This is a genomic window from Moraxella caprae DSM 19149 (assembly GCF_000426885.1).
GTDB classification, from domain to species: domain Bacteria; phylum Pseudomonadota; class Gammaproteobacteria; order Pseudomonadales; family Moraxellaceae; genus Moraxella; species Moraxella caprae.
Genome location: NZ_KE384583.1, coordinates 1 through 17,508, shown reverse-complemented (window position 1 = coordinate 17,508; position 17,508 = coordinate 1). Strand labels below are relative to the sequence as shown.

At 47.0% G+C, this 17,508-nt stretch carries 19 protein-coding genes and 2 tRNA genes; 14 read left to right on the top strand and 7 right to left on the bottom strand.

The features are described from left to right. The first annotated feature begins 104 nt into the window (after window positions 1-104). From K941_RS0112670 to lpxC, 6 genes are all read left to right on the top strand, one after another. Window positions 105-866, top strand: a complete 762-nt coding sequence (locus K941_RS0112670; RefSeq protein ID WP_029103871.1) for an endonuclease/exonuclease/phosphatase family protein — start codon at window positions 105-107, stop codon at window positions 864-866. A gap of 246 nt (window positions 867-1,112) precedes the next feature. Continuing rightward, a complete protein-coding gene (gene gltX / locus K941_RS0112665; RefSeq protein WP_029103870.1) occupies window positions 1,113-2,624 on the top strand; it encodes a glutamate--tRNA ligase in 1,512 nt (503 codons plus the stop codon). Window positions 2,625-2,735: 111 nt separating this feature from the next. Next, a tRNA-Ala gene (locus K941_RS0112660) sits at window positions 2,736-2,811 on the top strand. Between the two features lie 78 nt (window positions 2,812-2,889). Then, window positions 2,890-2,965 (top strand) — tRNA-Glu (locus K941_RS0112655). 62 nt (window positions 2,966-3,027) lie between these two features. Beyond that, a complete protein-coding gene (locus tag K941_RS0112650) occupies window positions 3,028-3,726 on the top strand; it encodes a metal-dependent hydrolase (RefSeq protein ID WP_029103869.1) in 699 nt (232 codons plus the stop codon). Window positions 3,727-3,840: 114 nt separating this feature from the next. Then, a complete protein-coding gene (lpxC, locus tag K941_RS0112645) occupies window positions 3,841-4,788 on the top strand; it encodes a UDP-3-O-acyl-N-acetylglucosamine deacetylase (RefSeq protein WP_051226093.1) in 948 nt (315 codons plus the stop codon). A 252-nt stretch (window positions 4,789-5,040) separates the two neighbouring features. Here lpxC and K941_RS16000 read toward each other — a convergent pair whose 3' ends face one another. Further along, window positions 5,041-5,607 (bottom strand): hypothetical protein, encoded by a 567-nt coding sequence (locus K941_RS16000; protein ID WP_147287532.1) that lies wholly within the window; start codon window positions 5,605-5,607, stop codon window positions 5,041-5,043. 173 nt (window positions 5,608-5,780) lie between these two features. On the opposite strand from K941_RS16000, the gene K941_RS0112635 reads away from it, so the two are divergent. Next, window positions 5,781-6,485: a CHAP domain-containing protein gene (locus tag K941_RS0112635; RefSeq protein WP_029103867.1), complete on the top strand. Its 705-nt coding sequence runs from the start codon at window positions 5,781-5,783 to the stop codon at window positions 6,483-6,485. 111 nt (window positions 6,486-6,596) lie between these two features. Here K941_RS0112635 and ribF read toward each other — a convergent pair whose 3' ends face one another. Continuing rightward, the gene (ribF, locus tag K941_RS0112630) at window positions 6,597-7,634 is read right to left on the bottom strand and encodes a riboflavin biosynthesis protein RibF (protein ID WP_228130422.1); all 1,038 of its coding nucleotides are present in this window, start codon (window positions 7,632-7,634) and stop codon (window positions 6,597-6,599) included. A 44-nt stretch (window positions 7,635-7,678) separates the two neighbouring features. Between ribF and K941_RS15995 the strand changes: the two genes are divergently transcribed. Beyond that, on the top strand, window positions 7,679-8,056 hold the full coding sequence (locus tag K941_RS15995) for a VanZ family protein (protein WP_051226078.1): 378 nt from the start codon (window positions 7,679-7,681) through the stop codon (window positions 8,054-8,056). A gap of 129 nt (window positions 8,057-8,185) precedes the next feature. Here the strand turns inward: K941_RS15995 and rlmH are convergent, their stop codons facing one another. Next, window positions 8,186-8,665: a 23S rRNA (pseudouridine(1915)-N(3))-methyltransferase RlmH gene (gene rlmH / locus K941_RS0112620; RefSeq protein WP_029103865.1), complete on the bottom strand. Its 480-nt coding sequence runs from the start codon at window positions 8,663-8,665 to the stop codon at window positions 8,186-8,188. A 101-nt stretch (window positions 8,666-8,766) separates the two neighbouring features. Here rlmH and K941_RS15990 point away from each other — a divergent pair, with 101 nt between their 5' ends. From K941_RS15990 to murA, 4 genes are all read left to right on the top strand, one after another. Next, window positions 8,767-9,225 (top strand): YraN family protein, encoded by a 459-nt coding sequence (locus tag K941_RS15990; RefSeq protein ID WP_167539612.1) that lies wholly within the window; start codon window positions 8,767-8,769, stop codon window positions 9,223-9,225. A 28-nt stretch (window positions 9,226-9,253) separates the two neighbouring features. Further along, window positions 9,254-10,249, top strand: coding sequence for a BON domain-containing protein (locus K941_RS16610; RefSeq protein ID WP_051226076.1), 996 nt, complete (start codon window positions 9,254-9,256; stop codon window positions 10,247-10,249). A 266-nt stretch (window positions 10,250-10,515) separates the two neighbouring features. Next, on the top strand, window positions 10,516-10,758 hold the full coding sequence (locus tag K941_RS0112605; RefSeq protein WP_029103864.1) for a BolA family protein: 243 nt from the start codon (window positions 10,516-10,518) through the stop codon (window positions 10,756-10,758). A 2-nt stretch (window positions 10,759-10,760) separates the two neighbouring features. After that, window positions 10,761-12,023 (top strand): UDP-N-acetylglucosamine 1-carboxyvinyltransferase, encoded by a 1,263-nt coding sequence (gene murA, locus K941_RS0112600; RefSeq protein ID WP_029103863.1) that lies wholly within the window; start codon window positions 10,761-10,763, stop codon window positions 12,021-12,023. A gap of 193 nt (window positions 12,024-12,216) precedes the next feature. Here murA and K941_RS0112595 read toward each other — a convergent pair whose 3' ends face one another. The 3 genes from K941_RS0112595 to K941_RS0112585 all read right to left on the bottom strand — a co-directional run bounded on the left by K941_RS0112595 (window position 12,217) and on the right by K941_RS0112585 (window position 14,459). After that, a complete protein-coding gene (locus tag K941_RS0112595; RefSeq protein ID WP_029103862.1) occupies window positions 12,217-13,191 on the bottom strand; it encodes a tRNA dihydrouridine synthase in 975 nt (324 codons plus the stop codon). Further along, complete coding sequence (gene pth, locus K941_RS0112590) at window positions 13,188-13,769, bottom strand: aminoacyl-tRNA hydrolase (protein ID WP_029103861.1); 582 nt, start codon at window positions 13,767-13,769, stop codon at window positions 13,188-13,190. Before pth ends, K941_RS0112595 begins: the two co-directional genes overlap by 4 nt. Window positions 13,770-13,838: 69 nt before the next feature. After that, a complete protein-coding gene (locus K941_RS0112585) occupies window positions 13,839-14,459 on the bottom strand; it encodes a 50S ribosomal protein L25/general stress protein Ctc (protein WP_029103860.1) in 621 nt (206 codons plus the stop codon). 274 nt (window positions 14,460-14,733) lie between these two features. On the opposite strand from K941_RS0112585, the gene putP reads away from it, so the two are divergent. Continuing rightward, entirely contained in the window at window positions 14,734-16,242 is a 1,509-nt protein-coding gene (gene putP, locus K941_RS0112580; protein WP_029103859.1) for a sodium/proline symporter PutP, read from the top strand. 255 nt (window positions 16,243-16,497) lie between these two features. After that, window positions 16,498-17,208, top strand: a complete 711-nt coding sequence (locus tag K941_RS16605) for an SPOR domain-containing protein (protein ID WP_051226075.1) — start codon at window positions 16,498-16,500, stop codon at window positions 17,206-17,208. A 26-nt stretch (window positions 17,209-17,234) separates the two neighbouring features. On the opposite strand, the gene K941_RS0112570 is transcribed toward K941_RS16605, so the two are convergent. Further along, window positions 17,235-17,508: IS30 family transposase (locus K941_RS0112570; RefSeq protein WP_029103858.1), on the bottom strand; the 274-nt coding region annotated here is incomplete at its 5' end.

Below are 17,508 nucleotides of genomic sequence, written 5' to 3'. Positions count from 1 at the left end.
CAACGCACTTTTGCAAGGAGTAGCGTGGACGTGGGGTAGGTTGCTTTTGTCATAAAAGCGTGGTATGTTTGTCTTTTACTGTTTGAATTTTTAAAAGCAAAGACATGACTCCCATTCACGTTGTTTCTTATAATATCCATAAAGGCATGTCGCCCTTAAACCGCCTTGTCAAGCTCCAACGCATGGGGCAAGCGTTGGCGGATTTGCCGATTGATGTGTTGTGTCTGCAAGAAGTGCAAGGGCAAAACCTAAAACGAGCCGTCTCTTTTAACGAATACCCCGACCAGTCGCACCATGAGTGGTTTGGCGAATATTTGTCGCTGTCGCACAGTTATGGCGAAAACGTCCGCTACCCGCACGGCAATCACGGCAATGCCACGCTTTCACGCCACCGACTAGACCCCAAGCACAATGTCAATATCACCGTTTCACGCCTAGAAAAACGGGGCGTTTTGCATAGCGAGATAACCCCTGACGGTTGGGGCGTGCCTGTGGTGGTGCTAAACGCTCATTTAAACCTACTAGAAGCCGACCGCACCAAGCAATACAAGGCAATCAGTGACTATATCAACAGCGAGATTGACAAGGACAAACCGCTCATTTTGGCGGGGGATTTTAATGATTGGGCGAAAAAATCGGGGCGGTTTATGGCGGATTTGGGACTGTCCGAAGTCTTTTATACCAAGCATGGCAAACACCCTGCGACTTTCCCTGCCAAGTTTCCCATGATAAGCCTTGACCGCATTTATGTACGGCATTTGACCGTCCTATCCGCCCAAGTCTATGGCGGTGTGCCGTGGTCTGATTTGTCTGACCATTTGCCGATAGGGGCGAGATTGATACTTGATAAGGCTAGGACGTGTTGAACCTTTATAACATTATTTACAATTTGCAAATTTTTAGAAATAAAAGTACGTTTTTGCATGAAAAATGGCTAAATCTGGTTTTTTATAATAAAAACTTGCCTGATAGAATGGCTATCAGTCTGCATCTTTTCCTTGAAAAATGGGCGATTTCCCCTATTTTTCATTGCAAATAAAAAAGTTCAACACGCCCTGCTGAAAACTAAGCCAAATTTTGGTATCATATCCCAAATTTTTCTGAGAAATCCCATGACAAATCCAACCAAACCCATTCGCACCCGTATCGCCCCGTCCCCAACTGGCTTTCCGCACGTTGGCACGGCTTATATTGCCTTGTTTAATATGGTTTTTGCCAAATCGCAAGGGGGCGAGTTTATCCTACGCATTGAAGACACCGACCAAGTCCGTTCTACCACCCAGTCCGAGCAGATGATTTTAAACGCCCTAAAATGGGCAGGTTTGACATGGAGCGAAGGCCCTGACGTGGGCGGACAGTTCGCCCCGTATCGCCAGTCCGAGCGTTCCGAGATTTACAAAAAATACGCCCAAGAACTACTGGACAAAGGTCATGCCTTTCGCTGTTTTTGCACGACAGACGAGCTAGACCAAATGCGCAAAGAGCAAGAAGCCCAAGGCTTGCCTGTGCGTTATGACGGGCGTTATGCCAATCTGAGCCGTGAAGAGAGCGATAAACTTGCCGAGAGTGGTAAGCCCTTTGTCATTCGTATGCGTGTACCGACAGACGGCGAGTGCGTGATTCATGACATGCTTCGTGGCGAGATTAGCATTCCTTGGGAAACGGTCGATATGCAGGTTCTACTAAAAACAGACGGCTTGCCGACTTATCATCTTGCCAATGTTGTGGACGACCATTTAATGCAAATTTCCCACGTCATTCGTGGCGAAGAGTGGATTAACTCCGCCCCCAAGCACAAACTTTTGTATGAGTATTTTGGTTGGGAAATGCCTGTATTGTGCCATATGCCCCTACTGCGTAACCCCGACAAATCCAAACTCTCAAAACGCAAAAACCCAACTTCCATCACTTATTATCGTGATGCGGGCGTTTTACCAGAAGCCTTGATGAATTATCTGGGTCGTATGGGGTATAGCTTGCCAAACGAAGCGGAGAAATTTAGCTTGGATGAGATGATTGCGAGCTTTGATATTAAGCGTGTCTCTCTGGGTGGACCTGTGTTTGACATTGAAAAACTCTACTGGCTCAATGGCGAATACCTGCGTGCGATGAGTGCGGACGAGTTGAAGGCGAAGATTTTGGCGTGGGCAAGCGATGATGATAAGCTGACCGCCATTGCCAAAGCCATTCAGCCACGCATTAATGTGTTGTCTGATGCGGTAAATTGGGCAGGGTTTTATTTTCAAAATTTGCCAAACGTTACGGCGGACGATTTTATCCATAAATCGCTGGATAACGACAAATTACTTGAAATTCTCTATCTTGCCACATGGCAACTAGAAGCCTTGCCCGAGTGGAGCGAGAATAACATTTATCAGACCCTAAAAGGCTTGGCAGGGCATTTTGAGATTAAGTTAAAAGACTTTATGCAGCCGTTTTTTGTGGGGATTGCAGGCTCAACGTCTAGCACGCCTGTCATGAACTCCATGTATGTCATCGGTGCGGACATGACCTTGGCTCGCCTTCGCCACGCCGCCGAAGTGCTGGGCGGACTTGGTAAAAAGAAACTCAAAAAATTAGAAGAAGTGAATAAAACTTTGCCGAATTTTTTAAATCAAGAATAATGTAATTAAAAACCGATAATTTTCAATTATTTATCGGTTTTTTTAAAATTTTTTTAAAAAATTATTTGACAAAGCACAGGCTCTTTTATATAATACGCCCACCTTAACAAAGGGGCTATAGCTCAGTTGGTAGAGCACTTGCATGGCATGCAAGGGGTCAGCGGTTCGACTCCGCTTAGCTCCACCACTTCTTTTTAGAAGTAGAAAACACAAGCACCTAGGCACGCTCTTTGAGCAATCTTGTGTTGGTTTGGTTAAGTTTTACGCTCCATTCGTCTAGAGGCCTAGGACATCGCCCTTTCACGGCGGTAACAGGGGTTCGAATCCCCTATGGAGTGCCAAATTCTAAATCCCCAAGTTACGGCTTGGGGATTTGTTGTTATGTCGGTAGGTTTTTCGCTTTATGGCAAATTTCACCACGCATTTGACCGTTGCTGCCATTGCCAGTACTGCCCTTGCCACGTTTGGCTTTGTGGGTGGGTTATTTGGCTTTGGTACGGCGATTTTTTGTTTGGCGATAGGGGTTATTGGTGGGCTGTTGCCTGATATTGACCTTGAAACATCCATTCCTGCCAAGCGATTTTTTACGCTCATGTCGTTATTTGTCGCCACGCTCACCGCCATTTTGTACACCGCCCATCAGACCACAGGCACACAGCTAGTGGGGCAGGCACTCATGGTGTGGGGTGGGGCGTTCGTGGTTGTGCGTTATGGCGTGATAGGACTGTTTAGCCATCTCACCGTTCATCGGGGTATGGTGCATTCGGTGCCATACATGGCGATGTGTGGACTGTTTGCCATCTATGGGGCGTTTTATGGCTTTGGCATGACCGCCAAAGTCAGCTGGCTGTTTGGAGGATTTTTGTTCATCGGGTCGTTGGTGCATTTGGTGCTAGATGAGATATACAGCGTCAATGTGCTGGGGCTTAAACTCAAAAAATCATCAGGCACGGCATTAAAGTTTTTTGAACGTAAAAAATCCCTGCGATATGTCATGCTCTACATCATCGTGCTCGCTTTGTTTTTATACGCCCCTGATTATCAGCCTGCCCTAAATGGCATTCATGCATTGGTACAAAAATTTACCACTGGCACCATTTAGCATGTCTTTATTAATTTTACCAATCATTGTCATTACACCCCATTCATGTCCGCCATGATGACAAACCTGTCATCAGATGATAAAATGCGTGATATCCAGACAGATGAGCTTATCATGAACAATAATACCGACATTAACTATTATCCTGCACGCACCCTAGCCACACCCATCACTGCCACTGGCATAGGACTACACAGTGGCAAGGAAGTCACGCTCACCTTGCGAGACGCTCCCATCGGCACGGGTATTGTGTTCGTACGCACTGACCTTGATAACGCCCACATTCCCATGAGTGCCACGCTTATCCAAGATACAATGATGTCGTCCAACTTAGTGGCGGGCGATGCACGAGTTGGCACGGTAGAGCATTTGCTCTCAGCGGTGTCAGCGTGCGGTTTGGATAATCTATATATAGAAGTCAATGCCTCTGAGATTCCGATTATGGATGGCTCGGCAGCACCGTTTTTGTTTTTGATTGACGAGGCAGGCGTGGCAGAACAGCCCGCTCCCAAAGCCTTTTTGAAAATCAAAAAAACCGTGCGCGTGACTGATGAAGACAAATGGGCGGAGCTTGCCCCTTATGATGACGGTTTTTTGATGCATTTTGAGATTGATTTTAATCATGCTGCCATCAAAGCGACCGAGCAGACCACGTCGCTTGATTTTAGTACCGCCAATTTCGCCCGTGAAGTAGGGCAGGCTCGCACGTTCGGCTTTTTAAAAGACTTAGAGATGCTCAAAAAGCACAATCTTGCCTTAGGCGGTAGCATGGATAATGCCGTGGTGCTGGATGAGACATCGGTGGTCAATGGCGAGCTACGTTATCCTAACGAATTTGTCCGCCATAAAATGCTAGATGCGGTGGGCGATTTGTTCGTCATTGGGCATAACATCATCGGTAAATTTAACGCCTACAAATCAGGTCATGCCCTAAATAACGCACTCATTCGAGCGGTATTGGCAGATGACAGTGCCTATGAAATTGTAACAAATTATGACAAAAACAGCTGTCCGATAGCCTTCATTCCGCCCAAAAATCCCCTAAAAAATGAAGGATTTTAAGTCAAAAATTTGGGCGATTTAAATTTCGGCAAACTGACTGAAAAATTAGTGTAATAAAGCTAAAAATTAATCAAAATGGCGTGTAACAAAGTAAAAGCGAGCTGACAGTAGCTCGCTTTTGTGTTTGTGGGGGTTTTGGGGGATTTGCACAGAGCTTTTATGAGAATTTTATGGAAATTTCGTGAAAATGGGCGGATTTCTTTACATAAGATTACAAAAAGACCGTAAAAGACCCAAATTTAAGAATAATTATCATTCTTTGGTGGCGGCGGTCTGAATAAGCTTGATGAAGGACGCCTGTAAACTTGGATTTTTGATGACAAGTTTGGCAGTCTGTGTTATAGTTCGCACCGTGTTTTCGCTTAATGGTTTTTCTAAGGTGGTTTGGGCGGTAATTTGACCGCTACCACGCTGATGAATTTTGTGATTGACAATGACCCCCATTTTTGAAAACTGCCCAAATGCTGGATGTTCATGCAGTGCCGACAGACATTCTTGATGTAGATAACGTACATGATTGGCGGATGTGATGGTTGGTAGTGCTAAGGTGATTTTATCATCATGAGCATACGCCACTTGTACCTGACTACTAAGCTCGCCCAACACACCTGACAGTAGGGGGGTGGACAGATGGGTCAAGTGAGTAAAGTGGGCAAGTCGTCTGCTTAGGTCTTTGGGAAGTTTCGCCCCTGCCGCCGCTTGTTTTTCGGTGCGATTGGCAAGGTGGTTTGGAAAATGGGTTTTTAGATATAAATCATCACTCATCATAATACCTTTTAAAAACTGACGGACATGGTGTCCAAGAGCTAAGTTTATCACGCCACCTGCTCAATGCCAATGCCTTATTGAGCTAAAAAGTACGTTCGGATGCGTATGGCATAAACCCAAGCTTTAACAAAACTAACCCATCTGACATCACTCATGTAAACAGGGGACGACTAACCCACAGACAAACGCTGTGTCGTCGTGCATGATGGATGCGAGGCAATCTTATGAAAAAACTCTTTTGGTTAATGTCGGCAATTACCTTGACGACAGTCAGTGCAAATGCAGAAAGTGGCAGAATCACCATCTCATCTGCCAATGGCGAGCGTCAAGTAAACATCATCGCACCGCCCATGCCCACCCAAACGCTAAGCAATGCTGAGCTTGACAGTGCCATCAATGAGCTGATGGGGGCGTCACAAGGTAATTCTCGTCTGACCCAAGGGTTTAGTACCAACACCCAAACACTCACTAACTTTTCAGCAAGCAATAATACAGGCAGTACAGTCGCCGCTCTAAATGGCTCTGCCCCTGCCACAGCTGCCCGTCTGGCTGCCCGTGCCGCTCACGGCAAGAGCGTGGGTCGCTGTGCCATGTATGTGCGTAAGGCACTACAATCCGCTGGTTATAGCTTCACCCCACAGCCATCCGCCTATCAGTACGCCAATGGCACGCTTGCCAGTGCAGGCTTTACCCGTATTAGTAATGACAACTACGTACCACAGATTGGCGATGTAGCAGTCTTTAACCGTACCAGTAAAAATCCGCACGGTCATATCCAAATCTATGATGGCAGTCAGTGGGTATCAGATTTTCGTCAGCCTAATTTTAGCCCGTATCGCAACCACAATGGATACAGCGTATGGCGTGATACTCGTTACCTAGATGCCACAGCAAACACAGGTACGATGCTTGCGATGAACGAGCAGTAATATGATAAAGACAAAGGGCGATTATTCGCTCTTTTTTATGGGTGTTTGTTTTAAAAGTAGGTGTGCCACGCACAAAAAAAGGGCGTATTTGGTACACCCTAGATGTCATGGTTATAAAGCCTTGTGCCACGCCACAAGCTCGTCCACGTCCCTTTTTATGCCGTCTTTTAACTGTGTCAAACTCTCATAATGACGCTCGCCATGCAAGTATTTTTTAAAAATCACACGCAACGTCATGCCGTACAAATCGCCTGTAAACTCTGGCAAATGCACCTCTAAGCGATAATCCGTGCCGTTTACGCTTGGGCGTTTGCCGACATTGACCGCCCCAAATAGACTGCTTGCGGTTTGTCCTTTGATACCGCCCCCTAAGGCATATAAATCAACTGCCTTGCCGTCCCTATATGCCAGAATATCTGCCCCAAAAATGCCCTGTATGGCAGGTTTTAGCCTATCTAAGGCAACGTTGGCGGTGGGAAAATCAAGCGTTCGTCCGATTTTGTCGCCATGCACCACTTGCCCTGTCATGGCATAGTCTCGCCCAAGCATGATTTTGGCGGTGTCCAAATCGCCCTGTGCCAACGCCCCACGCACCGCCGTGGAGCTAACTCGTACCTTATCATGGGCAATCGTGGCAAGGCTATCCACGCTAAACCCTAGCCCCTGCAAAAATGCCTTGTCGCCTGTGCGGTCATGCCCAAAACGAAAATCATCGCCCAGCACCAGATGCTGTGTCCCCAAAGTGGTCAAAAGTGTGGCAAAGGCATGAGCAGATAGGTGGCGAAAATCGTCATTGAAATTTGCCTTGATGACAAAATCTATGCCATGACCGCCCAGCAAGGCGACTTTTTCGGCAAAGTTTGTCAAGCGGGCAGGGGGGCTTTGTGGGCTAAAAAATTCCTTAGGCTGTGGCTCAAACACCATGACGGCAGTGGCAAGTGAATGCTTGGTGGCGTCTTTGATTAGGGCGTTAAGCATTGCCTGATGTCCCAAATGCACCCCATCAAAGTTGCCAATAGTCAAGGCGTGTGGGGGCAAGGCGGTGGGGGCATGTGGGTCTAAGTTGATGATTTGCATGAAAATGAGAAATGGACGGACAAAGGGCATATTATAGGCGAAATTCATCATTTTTTCATAAAAAATTACCATAAAATTTGTTATGATGACCGCTTTGTGTGGTGTAATGAATGATGATGACAAAAATTTCTGTCAAATGGCTGTGGTTTGCCGTGCTTTTGTGGTTTGGGCTGTCCTGCTATGGACTGTTTTTGCGTGTGCCAAGCGGTCAAGTGCCAAGTGTGAGCCATTTGGATAAAGTGGCTCATTTTGCGATGTTTTTTGGGCAGTTTTATCTGCTATCGCTGTTATTTAATATCAATACCAAAACCAAAGCACTCTACCTGTGGGCGGTGGCTTTGGGCTGGGCGGTGGCAAGCGAGCTGATACAAGGCTATTTTACCACACGCACCATGGATGTATGGGACGGCGTGGCGGATATGGTGGGGGCGAGTTTGGCGGTGGGGTGGAGGTATTTATGGCAAAGGGGGTGTTTTAAAGGTATTGTTAATTGACCGTGCTTTTAGATGCATTTGCTCTATAAACGCATTGATTTTTGGATGAATAAATTACCCTACACGTCTAAATTTTAAAAATATCTCTTTATTGAACAGTACCTATTTCAAATGTAGTACCCTACCCACTCACGCCCGATGATAGGGGTGATTATTAATGATACTCATCGCCCGATAGAGCTGTTCTATCAGCACCACTCGCACCAAAGGGTGGGGCAGGGTCAAATCCGACAGCGACCATTTAAAATCCGCCTGCGTTAGTACGTCCGCCGACACCCCGTCCGCCCCGCCGATGACCAAAGCGATGTCGGTGCCGTCCGTCATGGCGGTCTGCAGACGGTCGGCAAGGCGTTCGGTAGAGAGCATTTTGCCTTTGACTTCTAGCACCCAGAGCTTTTCTTTGGGTAGGCGAGCGGACAAAATGGCTTGTCCTTCTTGGGTTTTGTATTTTTCTATCTCGGCAAATGATGGATTTTTGGCACGTTTGGCAGGGGGTATCTCCACAATCTCGGTACTCATCATTGGCTGTATGCGTTTGGCGTATTCGTCCACGCCTGTCTGTACCCATGCAGGCATTTTGTGTCCGACACTTAGGATTCTTAATTTCATGGCGATTTATCAAAAGTAAAAAGCGTATTATAAATAAAAACCACAAATATTGGTAAAGTTTTATAAAATTTGTTATGCTAGCCCATTTGAGTGAGTACGCCATGAGAACTCTTGGAGACCATTATGAACAGCTTGCCCAAGCGTTTTTGAGACAGCAGGGGCTGACTGTCATCACGACCAACTACACCGTACATCGCACAGGCGAGATTGACATCATCGCTTATCATGATGAGCCACAGAAGGCAGGCGGGGTGCGTCCGACGCTTGTGTTTGTGGAAGTCAAAATGCGTAAGATAAGCCCCAATGCTCGCTATGGGCAGGCGGTGGAGACGGTAACACGTGCCAAACAAAACAAAATCATCAAGACGGCTGAGCATTTTTTGGCGTATGGCGCTGAGTTTTTGGACAGGCTTGGACTCACTACCAGTCAAAAGCAAGCCTTGGCATACCGATTTGATGTGATTGCCTTTGATGTGCCACCAATAGGGCAGGCAGGACAAAAAAGTAATGAAAGTCAGATAAAAACCCATTGGCTAAGAAACGCCTTTTTGGTAGAATGAGAGTCAAACCGATTATTAGGAAGCATCCATGTCGTCCTTACCATCCATTAAAGTGCTTGTGGGCGTGATTGCCACCGCCATGCTCATGACCGCCTGTGCCACCCAAAACACCAATACCAGCACCAACGCCAGCACAGGCTATTATGGCGTGCCTGCCATGTACCGCACCATCCCCGAGCGTATCAGCGATGAAGCCATCGAACGCACCAGTTATAAGAATCTGACTCATATTAATGGCGTTAGAGAAAATAGTGTGCGGATTGGCATTGACAGTTTTCGCCGTGAAGTACTGCTGACAGGCGAAGTACCAAGCCAGCAGGTTAAGGCAGACGTGGCGAATATGGTGGCGTCGATTAATGATGTCAAGCAAGTGTATGACAATCTGACCGTAACCAATACGCCCAAGGCTCAAAGCCACACCCTGCACGAAAACTACCTAAAATCAAAAATCATCGCCAAAATCGTGAGTGCAGGCGGTATTAAGTCATCACAGTATAAACTGGTGGTGCGAGACAATATGGCGTATGTGGTCGGGTTTTTGACCGCTCAGCAACAACAAACGATTGTCAACATCGTCTCATCAATGCAAGGCATGGAGGGCGTGCGAGTGATGGGAACACGTATAGAGGGTGATGTGTCAGAACTGCTTGCCTTGACGGGTGATAATGTTGCTGTTGATGATGATCCCAACGCAGGGGGCATGGTCTATGGTGGTAATACAGTCGTCAATACACCTGCCATTCCTGTTTATCCGAACGTGCCTACCAGTTCTGTGCCAACCACGAGCTATCCGCAGAGCATGTACCCCAACACGCAAATTGCACCGACTGTGCCAACTCAGTCAAATACGGGTTATGCACCTGTCAATAATTATCCCATTAATGCTCCTGTAAATAACTATCCTGCAAATAATTACCCTGTGAACAATCATGGCACACAAAATCGTGATATTCCTGTGATTAGAATGGAGGGTAACCCAACATCAAGCTATGTGAATTTGTACAATAATACCAGCAAGCCCTAACCAACAAATTTTAACAATGTGGTTAGGGCGTGCCTGCCTTTTGCATTTGTAATAAAAAATGCCTGTTTAAAAAAGCAGGTAATTGCTCATTTTTCATGCGAAAACATCATTTTATTTTTATAATATTTCTAAATTTTAAATTGTGTTATAAAGGTTCGCACGCCCTACTGTAAAAGTGGGAAATTTGATATAATGACCCGTTTTTACTTTTTTATCAGTAACATGATTTGACGGTGATAATACCGCCCAAAATATAGAGATTTTTTATGAATGCAGATGACCTAATCGCCTTATTACGCCCCCATTTTCCAAGTGCCGAGATTCAGGCGGTCAATCAAGGTAACAAATTTGAAGTGCTTATCGTGGATGACAGCTTTGACGGCAAACGTCTGGTGCAACGCCAACAGGCGGTATATGCCATTGCCAATCCACACATCCAAAGCGGAGCGATGCACGCCTTGACCATTCACGCCTTGACACCTGCCGAATACGAAGCCAAAAAGGGATAATCATGGATAAGTTTAAAATCATCGGCAAAACCCGTATCGCAGGCGAAGTTGCCATTTCTGGCTCAAAAAACGCCGCCTTACCCTTATTGGCAGGCATGCTACTGCCCAATGATGAAACGGTGCTACACAACGTCCCTACCCTAAAAGACACCGACACGCTCATCAAGCTCATCGCTGGCATGGGCGTTGCCATCAAAAAAGAAGGCAACACCGTCATCGCAGACGCTCGCCACGTTGCCAACTACTATGCCCCGTATGAGCTGGTGCGTACCATGCGTGCGTCCATCTTGGTGCTTGGGGCGTTGCTTGGGCGGTTTGGCGAAGCCGAAGTCTCCTTACCAGGGGGCTGTTCTATCGGTTCACGCCCTGTTGATCAGCACCTAAAAGCCTTTGAAGCCATGGGAGCAAGCATTAGTGTAGAAAATGGCTATGTCAAAGCCAAAGCCCCTGCTGGTGGACGTTTGATAGGTTGTGATTTTACCTTTGACATGGTAACCGTTGGTGGTACAGAGAATGTCATCATGGCAGCGTCTCTGGCTCGTGGTACAACTCGCCTTGAAAACTGTGCCTGTGAGCCAGAAGTGGTGGATTTGGCAAATATGCTTGTCGCCATGGGGGCAAAGATTGACGGCATTGGTACGCCGACCATGATTATTGAAGGTGTGGAGAGCTTGCACGGTTGTGAATACAGCGTGATTGCCGACCGCATTGAGACAGGTTCATATCTGGCTGGGGCGCTCATGAGTGAAGGCGATGTCTTGACCACCAACACATCGGCTGAGCTGTTGCACCCTGTCTTAAAGAAATTTGAAGCCATGGGAGCAACCATTACCACAGGTGATGACTGGATTCGTGCTGTGATGACAGGCAGACCCAAGGCGGTGGACATTCGCACCCAAGTCCACCCCGGTTTCCCCACCGACATGCAAGCCCAGCTTATGGCGGTGTGCTGTTTGGCGGACGGTACCAGCACCATTATTGAAAATATCTTTGAAAACCGCTTTATGCACGTCCCTGAGCTAAACCGCATGGGGGCAAATATCCGCATTGACGGACATACCGCTATTGTAACGGGCGTGGATAGCTTTATGCCCGCTCCTGTCATGGCAACCGATTTGCGTGCGTCAATGTCGCTTGTCATGGCGGCAGCGTGTGCCGATGGCGAGAGTATCATCGACCGCATTTATCACATTGATAGAGGTTATGATAATGTGGAGAGTAAACTTAAATCGCTTGGGGTCAATATCGAGCGGATTAAGGGTTAAAACTGTAATTACTAATAACTTCATTCTCAACTTAAAATAGTAACTTTTTGATTCTCCAGTAATTATTTTTTATTTATAGGGGTGAATTACATTTGCCCTTGATAAATCAATCACTTATACAAAGTTGAGAATGGCGTAACAATAAAATAAAAGGGCGGTCTTGATGATTGCCCTTTTATTTTGGGTTTGTCAGCTAAGCAAGCACCGACTGGGATAAGTGCGAGATAATCTGTGCCTTGTCCTTTTCTTTTTTGACAACATCCCATAGCTTATCTGCTTCATCATAGCCTTTGGTGAGCATACCGAGCCATTGCTTATAACGCCCAATCAGTCCGCTTTGGTTGTCGGTGGTGTCATTCAAAAAGCTGATTTGGTGGGGGATTAGCTCCGCCCATCTCAAGGTTTTGTCCGTGTTGTCAATACTCGCCACAAGGTCTGGGCGAGTGACTGCCCCACGCCCTAGCATAAGATGTGGCGTGCTTGCTTGACTGATGCAGTCGTGAGCGTGCGTCGCGTTCCAAATCTCTCCATTGGCAATAATGGGCAAACCAAGCTCGGTAAAGGGGGCGATTTTGTCCCAATAGGCAGGGGGCTTGTAGCCTTGCACTTTGGTACGGGCGTGAATGGTCAGCCAGCTTGCATTCGCCTGTTTGACAGCTTGCCCGATGTCGCTCATTTTGCCCATGTCGGTATAGCCTAGGCGGATTTTTGCCGATACAGGAATATGAGTAGGGACAGCCCCACGCACGGCAGAGATGATGTCGTACAGCGTATCAGGTTCATCAAGCAGTACCGAACCGCCTTTGTGGTTATTGACCGTTTTGGCAGGACAGCCGAAGTTTAGGTCAATCGCACACGTCCCAAGCGACACCGCCGTTACCGCACTTTGGCTCATCGTCTCGGGGTTGTTACCCAGTAGCTGAACATGAATCGGCGTGCCACTTGCCGTCTTACCGTCCGTGAGTAGCTCTGGCACATATTTATAGAACACATGGGCAGGCAAGGGATAATGCGTGACACGGATAAACTCGCTCACCGACCAATCATAAGGGCGACCCAAATCATGAGCAATCTGTGTCAAAATTTGTCTCATGAGTGGGTCGGTCAAGCCCTCCATGGGGGCGAGCAGGCGGACAGGGCGGGCGAACAAATGGGCAAAGGCACTCATGTTGGCAGTTTAAACCCATTGGCAAGACTGATGGCTTTTTGTTCATCGCCTTTGATGAGTAGCTCTAAGGCGTCAATGCTACAATCTATCGCCTTATCTATACTAATGTGGTCATCGGACGTGGGTTTTGACAGTACCCAACCGCTGACCTGTGATGAGTGAGCAGGTCTGCCAATGCCAACACGCAGTCGCCAAAAGTCCGCTCCGATGTGGGGGACGATGTCCTTTAAGCCGTTATGCCCGCCATGCCCACCGCCTTTTTTTAGGCGTAGGCTACCTGCTGATATGTCAAGCTCATCATGAGTGATGAGTATCTCATGAGGGGCGATGTTATAGAATTTGGCAAGGGGGGCGACCGCCATTCCTGAGCGGTTCATGAATGTATCAGGGGTCAGTAGGCGGACATCTTGCCCGTATATCGTGCCACGCCCGACACTGCCATGGAATTTTTTGTCATGGGTGAGCGTGATGCCAAATTTGTCGCACAAAGCGTCCACAAACCAAAAGCCTGCGTTATGGCGAGTGTCTTTGTATTCTGCACCGACATTGCCCAGACCGACGATGAGTTTTATCATGATTGTCCCATAGATGATGAAATAAACAAAAAGCCAATAGATGACCCATTGGCTTTTGTTGAGAGTGACGACTTATTCGGCGTCTGTGCTCTCTTCGCTTGCGCTTTCTTCACTGTCAGCAGAAACGGTCGGTGCTTGTACGCTAACCACAACACGGTCGGTGGCGTTGCTGTCAAGCTCAACGATGGTAATGCCATCGGCAAGTTTGATGTCAGAGAAGCGTAGTAGGTCGCCGATTTCTAGGTCGGTCACGTCCACTTCGATGGCTTCTGGCAGTTGGCGTGGCAAGCAGTTGATGTGTAGCTCAGTTACGTTGGTTTGTAGGATGCCACCTGCTTTAATGCCTTTGGCAGTGCCAGTGAAATGTACAGGTACAGTAAAGTGCATGGTCTGACCACGAACAACACGTTGGAAGTCTACGTGAAGTGGTGTGCCTTTTGAAGGGTGGCGTTGTAGAGCCTTAATGATGACTTCTTGGTCATTACCATCAATGGCAAGTGTGGTCACGCTTGAAAAGAAGCTCTCGTCTTGTAGGGCTTTAACCAGCTCGTTTAGCTTAACGCTCACAGATAGTGGCTCAGCATCACCGCCATAAACGATGGCAGGGATAAGATTGGCTTTACGCAGGCGGCGGCTCGAACCTTTGCCCTGCTCGTCGGCAGCACGTGCTACCGTAGTTAGAGTATAGCTCATAAGGATTTCCTATATTAAAAGGCTACAAAAATGATGATTTTCGACCAATCATCATGCAAAAGTGCAAAAGAATTTGCAAAATAGCGGACTATTATAAGCCAGTTTGGGCGATATGACAAGGGGATTTTTGCAAATCAGACAAAGCATTTGCTAATACCTGATAATTTTTATAAAAATAACAAGTGTTTAAATGAGATACACCCCATTTGCAAATGAATTTAATTTTGTTATAATCGCTTGTTACTTTTTTGTTAAACAATGTAAGGAGTGTGTCATGGACGCTGTAACATCAGGTGGGGCGGGCGTATGGATTTCGCTGTCAATTTATTTTTTGGGCATGATTGCCATTGGGGTGTATGCCTATTTTAAACAAAAAAAAGATGTCGAAGGCTATATGCTCGGTGGGCGTAACTTATCGCCTGCGGTGACGGCACTCTCGGCGGGGGCGTCTGACATGTCGGGCTGGCTACTGCTTGGATTGCCCGGTTATATGTATGCGTCAGGCATTGTGAGTTTGTGGATAGCAGGGGGGCTGACGATAGGGGCATTTGCCAACTATCTGCTCGTTGCCCCACGTCTGCGTGTGTATACCGAAGTGGCAGGCAATGCCATTACTTTGCCCGACTTTTTTGCCAATCGCTTTGATGATAAAACGCACCTACTTCGCATGGTCTCTGCCATCGTGGTCATCATGTTCTTTACGGTCTATACGGCGGCAAGTCTGGTTGGGGGCGGTAAGCTTTTTGAAAGCTCGCTCGGGCTTGATTATGGCTTGGGTCTGTGGGTGACGGCAGGCGTGGTCGTGGCGTATACGCTCTTTGGCGGATTTTTGGCGGTGTCCTTGACTGACTTTGTCCAAGGGGTGATTATGCTCATCGCCATGCTGCTGGTGCCGTTTGTTGCCTTCAATGAAATCGGCGGTGTCAGTGCTGGCATGGACGTGGCACGTTCTGTGAACCCTGAGCTGTTTAACATCATGAGTGGCGTGAGTGTCATGGGGGCGATTTCGCTGGCAGCGTGGGGTTTGGGCTATTTTGGACAGCCACACATCATCGTGCGGTTTATGGCGATTCGCTCGGTTAAGGACGTGCCTGTGGCGTGCGGTATTGGCATGGGCTGGATGATATTGAGCTTGATTGGGGCATTGTTTGTTGGTGTGTCGGGCGTGGCATATATCCATAATAAGGGCATGAGCCTAGATGACCCCGAGACGATTTTCTTGGTGTTCTCACAGCTTTTGTTTCATCCGCTCATAGGTGGCTTCTTGCTGGCGGCGATATTGGCGGCGATTATGAGTACCATTTCTAGTCAGCTACTGGTGGTGTCAAGCTCTCTTACCCGTGATGTGTACAAGCTGTTTTTGGACAAAGAAGCATCCGAATCCCGCCAAATCATGGTCGGGCGTACCTCGGTGGTACTGGTGGCGGTGCTTGCGATTATGCTGGCAGGGGACAAAGACAGCTCGGTGTTAAAGATGGTCTCGCACGCGTGGGCAGGCTTTGGGGCGGCGTTTGGTCCGTTGGTGCTACTCTCGCTCATGTGGAAACGCATGAACTACCAAGGGGCTTTGGCAGGCATGATTGTCGGGGCATTGACCGTCATCGTCTGGGTGTATGGGGGTATTACGATTGGCGGACAGCCTGCTAATGACGCCATTTATTCCATCATGCCTGGCTTTGTGCTGAGTACCATTGCGACCGTGGTTGTCTCACTTTTGACCCCACCGCCCAGTGCCAAGATTATGGGCGAATTTGATGAGATGGAACGCCAGTTAAAGGCTTAAAATAAAAATACCCTAATGTTCTGTTGGGGCATCTTGTGGTGTGATTTACCCAAAACCTAAAAAGTTTATCAGCTTTTGGGGTTTTGGGTATTTTTTGGCAAAATGGCAGGCGAGCTTAACAAGTTTTGTCCTTAGATGGCATGCGTTAAAAAATGTTACAATATTTTTATAAAAATTTTTTAAAAAATGATTATACTAAAAGTATTTCCCAAAAAATAAACAGCCAACCACAAACAACCATAATAAAGGTATTCTATGCCCCAAAAACCTTATGACAAACCAATCAGTCGTGAACAAAAAGTTCGTACGTCATCAGGGCTTATCAGCCTGCTTTGGATGTTTGTGGGGGCGGTGATTGCGGTGATGATAGGATTTTTCTTATACCTATCGCCTTTGTTTGATAGTTTTAAGACAGAGGTAGAAGTCAATCCGCCTACCAAAGTTGAGCCATTGCCACAAAAAGAGCAAGCAAATAACTATGAGTTTTATGAAGTGCTACCAACACGGGAATTTCATACAGGGGAAAATGTGGCGGGGGGTGAGCCAGTGACAGATGAGGCGACCATAACTGAACAACCTGAGGTTAAGCCTGATGCGGTGGTCATTTCTGACAGTCATCAAGAGAATGACAATGTAAGTGGTACTAACGAGACGGAAATAGCCATCACCGAAGAAGATGCTACCTATGAAGGTGAGTCAACTTCTGGCAATATTGAGATAACGGCTCATAAGAATACTTATATCTTACAAATTCGCAGTTATGACAACCCTGATGAAGCTGACCGCATGCGTGCTGAGGTCATGATGTCGGGTATAGATGCTCGGGTCATCAAGCGTGTGGATGACGGCATGGAGCTGTATCAAGTCATCTCCAATACCATGAACTCTAAGGAAGAAGCACTGTCTGCCAGCAGAAGATTGAGTAATAACGGCATTGATTCGCTTGTGGTGGAGCAAAGACGTTAGTTTTGTCAGATTATACCCTTAAATCATCAAACTAACTGCAACACCTTTTGATAATAGACCTCATAAGGTGTTCGCCAATTTAAACATTTTCTAGGTCGCAGATTGAGTTTTGCGACCTTTGTTTGTATGTATTGATTGTCCCACTGGTTAGTATCAGACCCTTTGGGGAAATATTCTCTTAATAACCCATTGGTGTTTTCATTACTTCCTCTTTGCCAAGGCTGTCTTGGTGGTGGAAAGTAGATGGTTGCTTTTAAGTGGTCTGTTATTTCTTGATGTTTGGCAAATTCTTTCCCTCTA

Bases quoted from the DNA above. Each gene is read 5' to 3' on its own strand.
- K941_RS0112670 (WP_029103871.1), top strand. From the start codon at position 105: ATGACTCCCATTCACGTTGTTTCTTATAATATCCATAAAGGCATGTCG.
- gltX (WP_029103870.1), top strand. From the start codon at position 1,113: ATGACAAATCCAACCAAACCCATTCGCACCCGTATCGCCCCGTCCCCA.
- K941_RS0112650 (WP_029103869.1), top strand. From the start codon at position 3,028: ATGGCAAATTTCACCACGCATTTGACCGTTGCTGCCATTGCCAGTACT.
- lpxC (WP_051226093.1), top strand. From the start codon at position 3,841: ATGAACAATAATACCGACATTAACTATTATCCTGCACGCACCCTAGCC.
- K941_RS0112635 (WP_029103867.1), top strand. From the start codon at position 5,781: ATGAAAAAACTCTTTTGGTTAATGTCGGCAATTACCTTGACGACAGTC.
- ribF (WP_228130422.1), bottom strand. From the start codon at position 7,634: ATGGTAATTTTTTATGAAAAAATGATGAATTTCGCCTATAATATGCCC.
- K941_RS15995 (WP_051226078.1), top strand. From the start codon at position 7,679: ATGACAAAAATTTCTGTCAAATGGCTGTGGTTTGCCGTGCTTTTGTGG.
- rlmH (WP_029103865.1), bottom strand. From the start codon at position 8,665: ATGAAATTAAGAATCCTAAGTGTCGGACACAAAATGCCTGCATGGGTA.
- K941_RS15990 (WP_167539612.1), top strand. From the start codon at position 8,767: ATGAGAACTCTTGGAGACCATTATGAACAGCTTGCCCAAGCGTTTTTG.
- K941_RS16610 (WP_051226076.1), top strand. From the start codon at position 9,254: ATGTCGTCCTTACCATCCATTAAAGTGCTTGTGGGCGTGATTGCCACC.
- K941_RS0112605 (WP_029103864.1), top strand. From the start codon at position 10,516: ATGAATGCAGATGACCTAATCGCCTTATTACGCCCCCATTTTCCAAGT.
- murA (WP_029103863.1), top strand. From the start codon at position 10,761: ATGGATAAGTTTAAAATCATCGGCAAAACCCGTATCGCAGGCGAAGTT.
- K941_RS0112595 (WP_029103862.1), bottom strand. From the start codon at position 13,191: ATGAGTGCCTTTGCCCATTTGTTCGCCCGCCCTGTCCGCCTGCTCGCC.
- K941_RS0112585 (WP_029103860.1), bottom strand. From the start codon at position 14,459: ATGAGCTATACTCTAACTACGGTAGCACGTGCTGCCGACGAGCAGGGC.
- putP (WP_029103859.1), top strand. From the start codon at position 14,734: ATGGACGCTGTAACATCAGGTGGGGCGGGCGTATGGATTTCGCTGTCA.
- K941_RS16605 (WP_051226075.1), top strand. From the start codon at position 16,498: ATGCCCCAAAAACCTTATGACAAACCAATCAGTCGTGAACAAAAAGTT.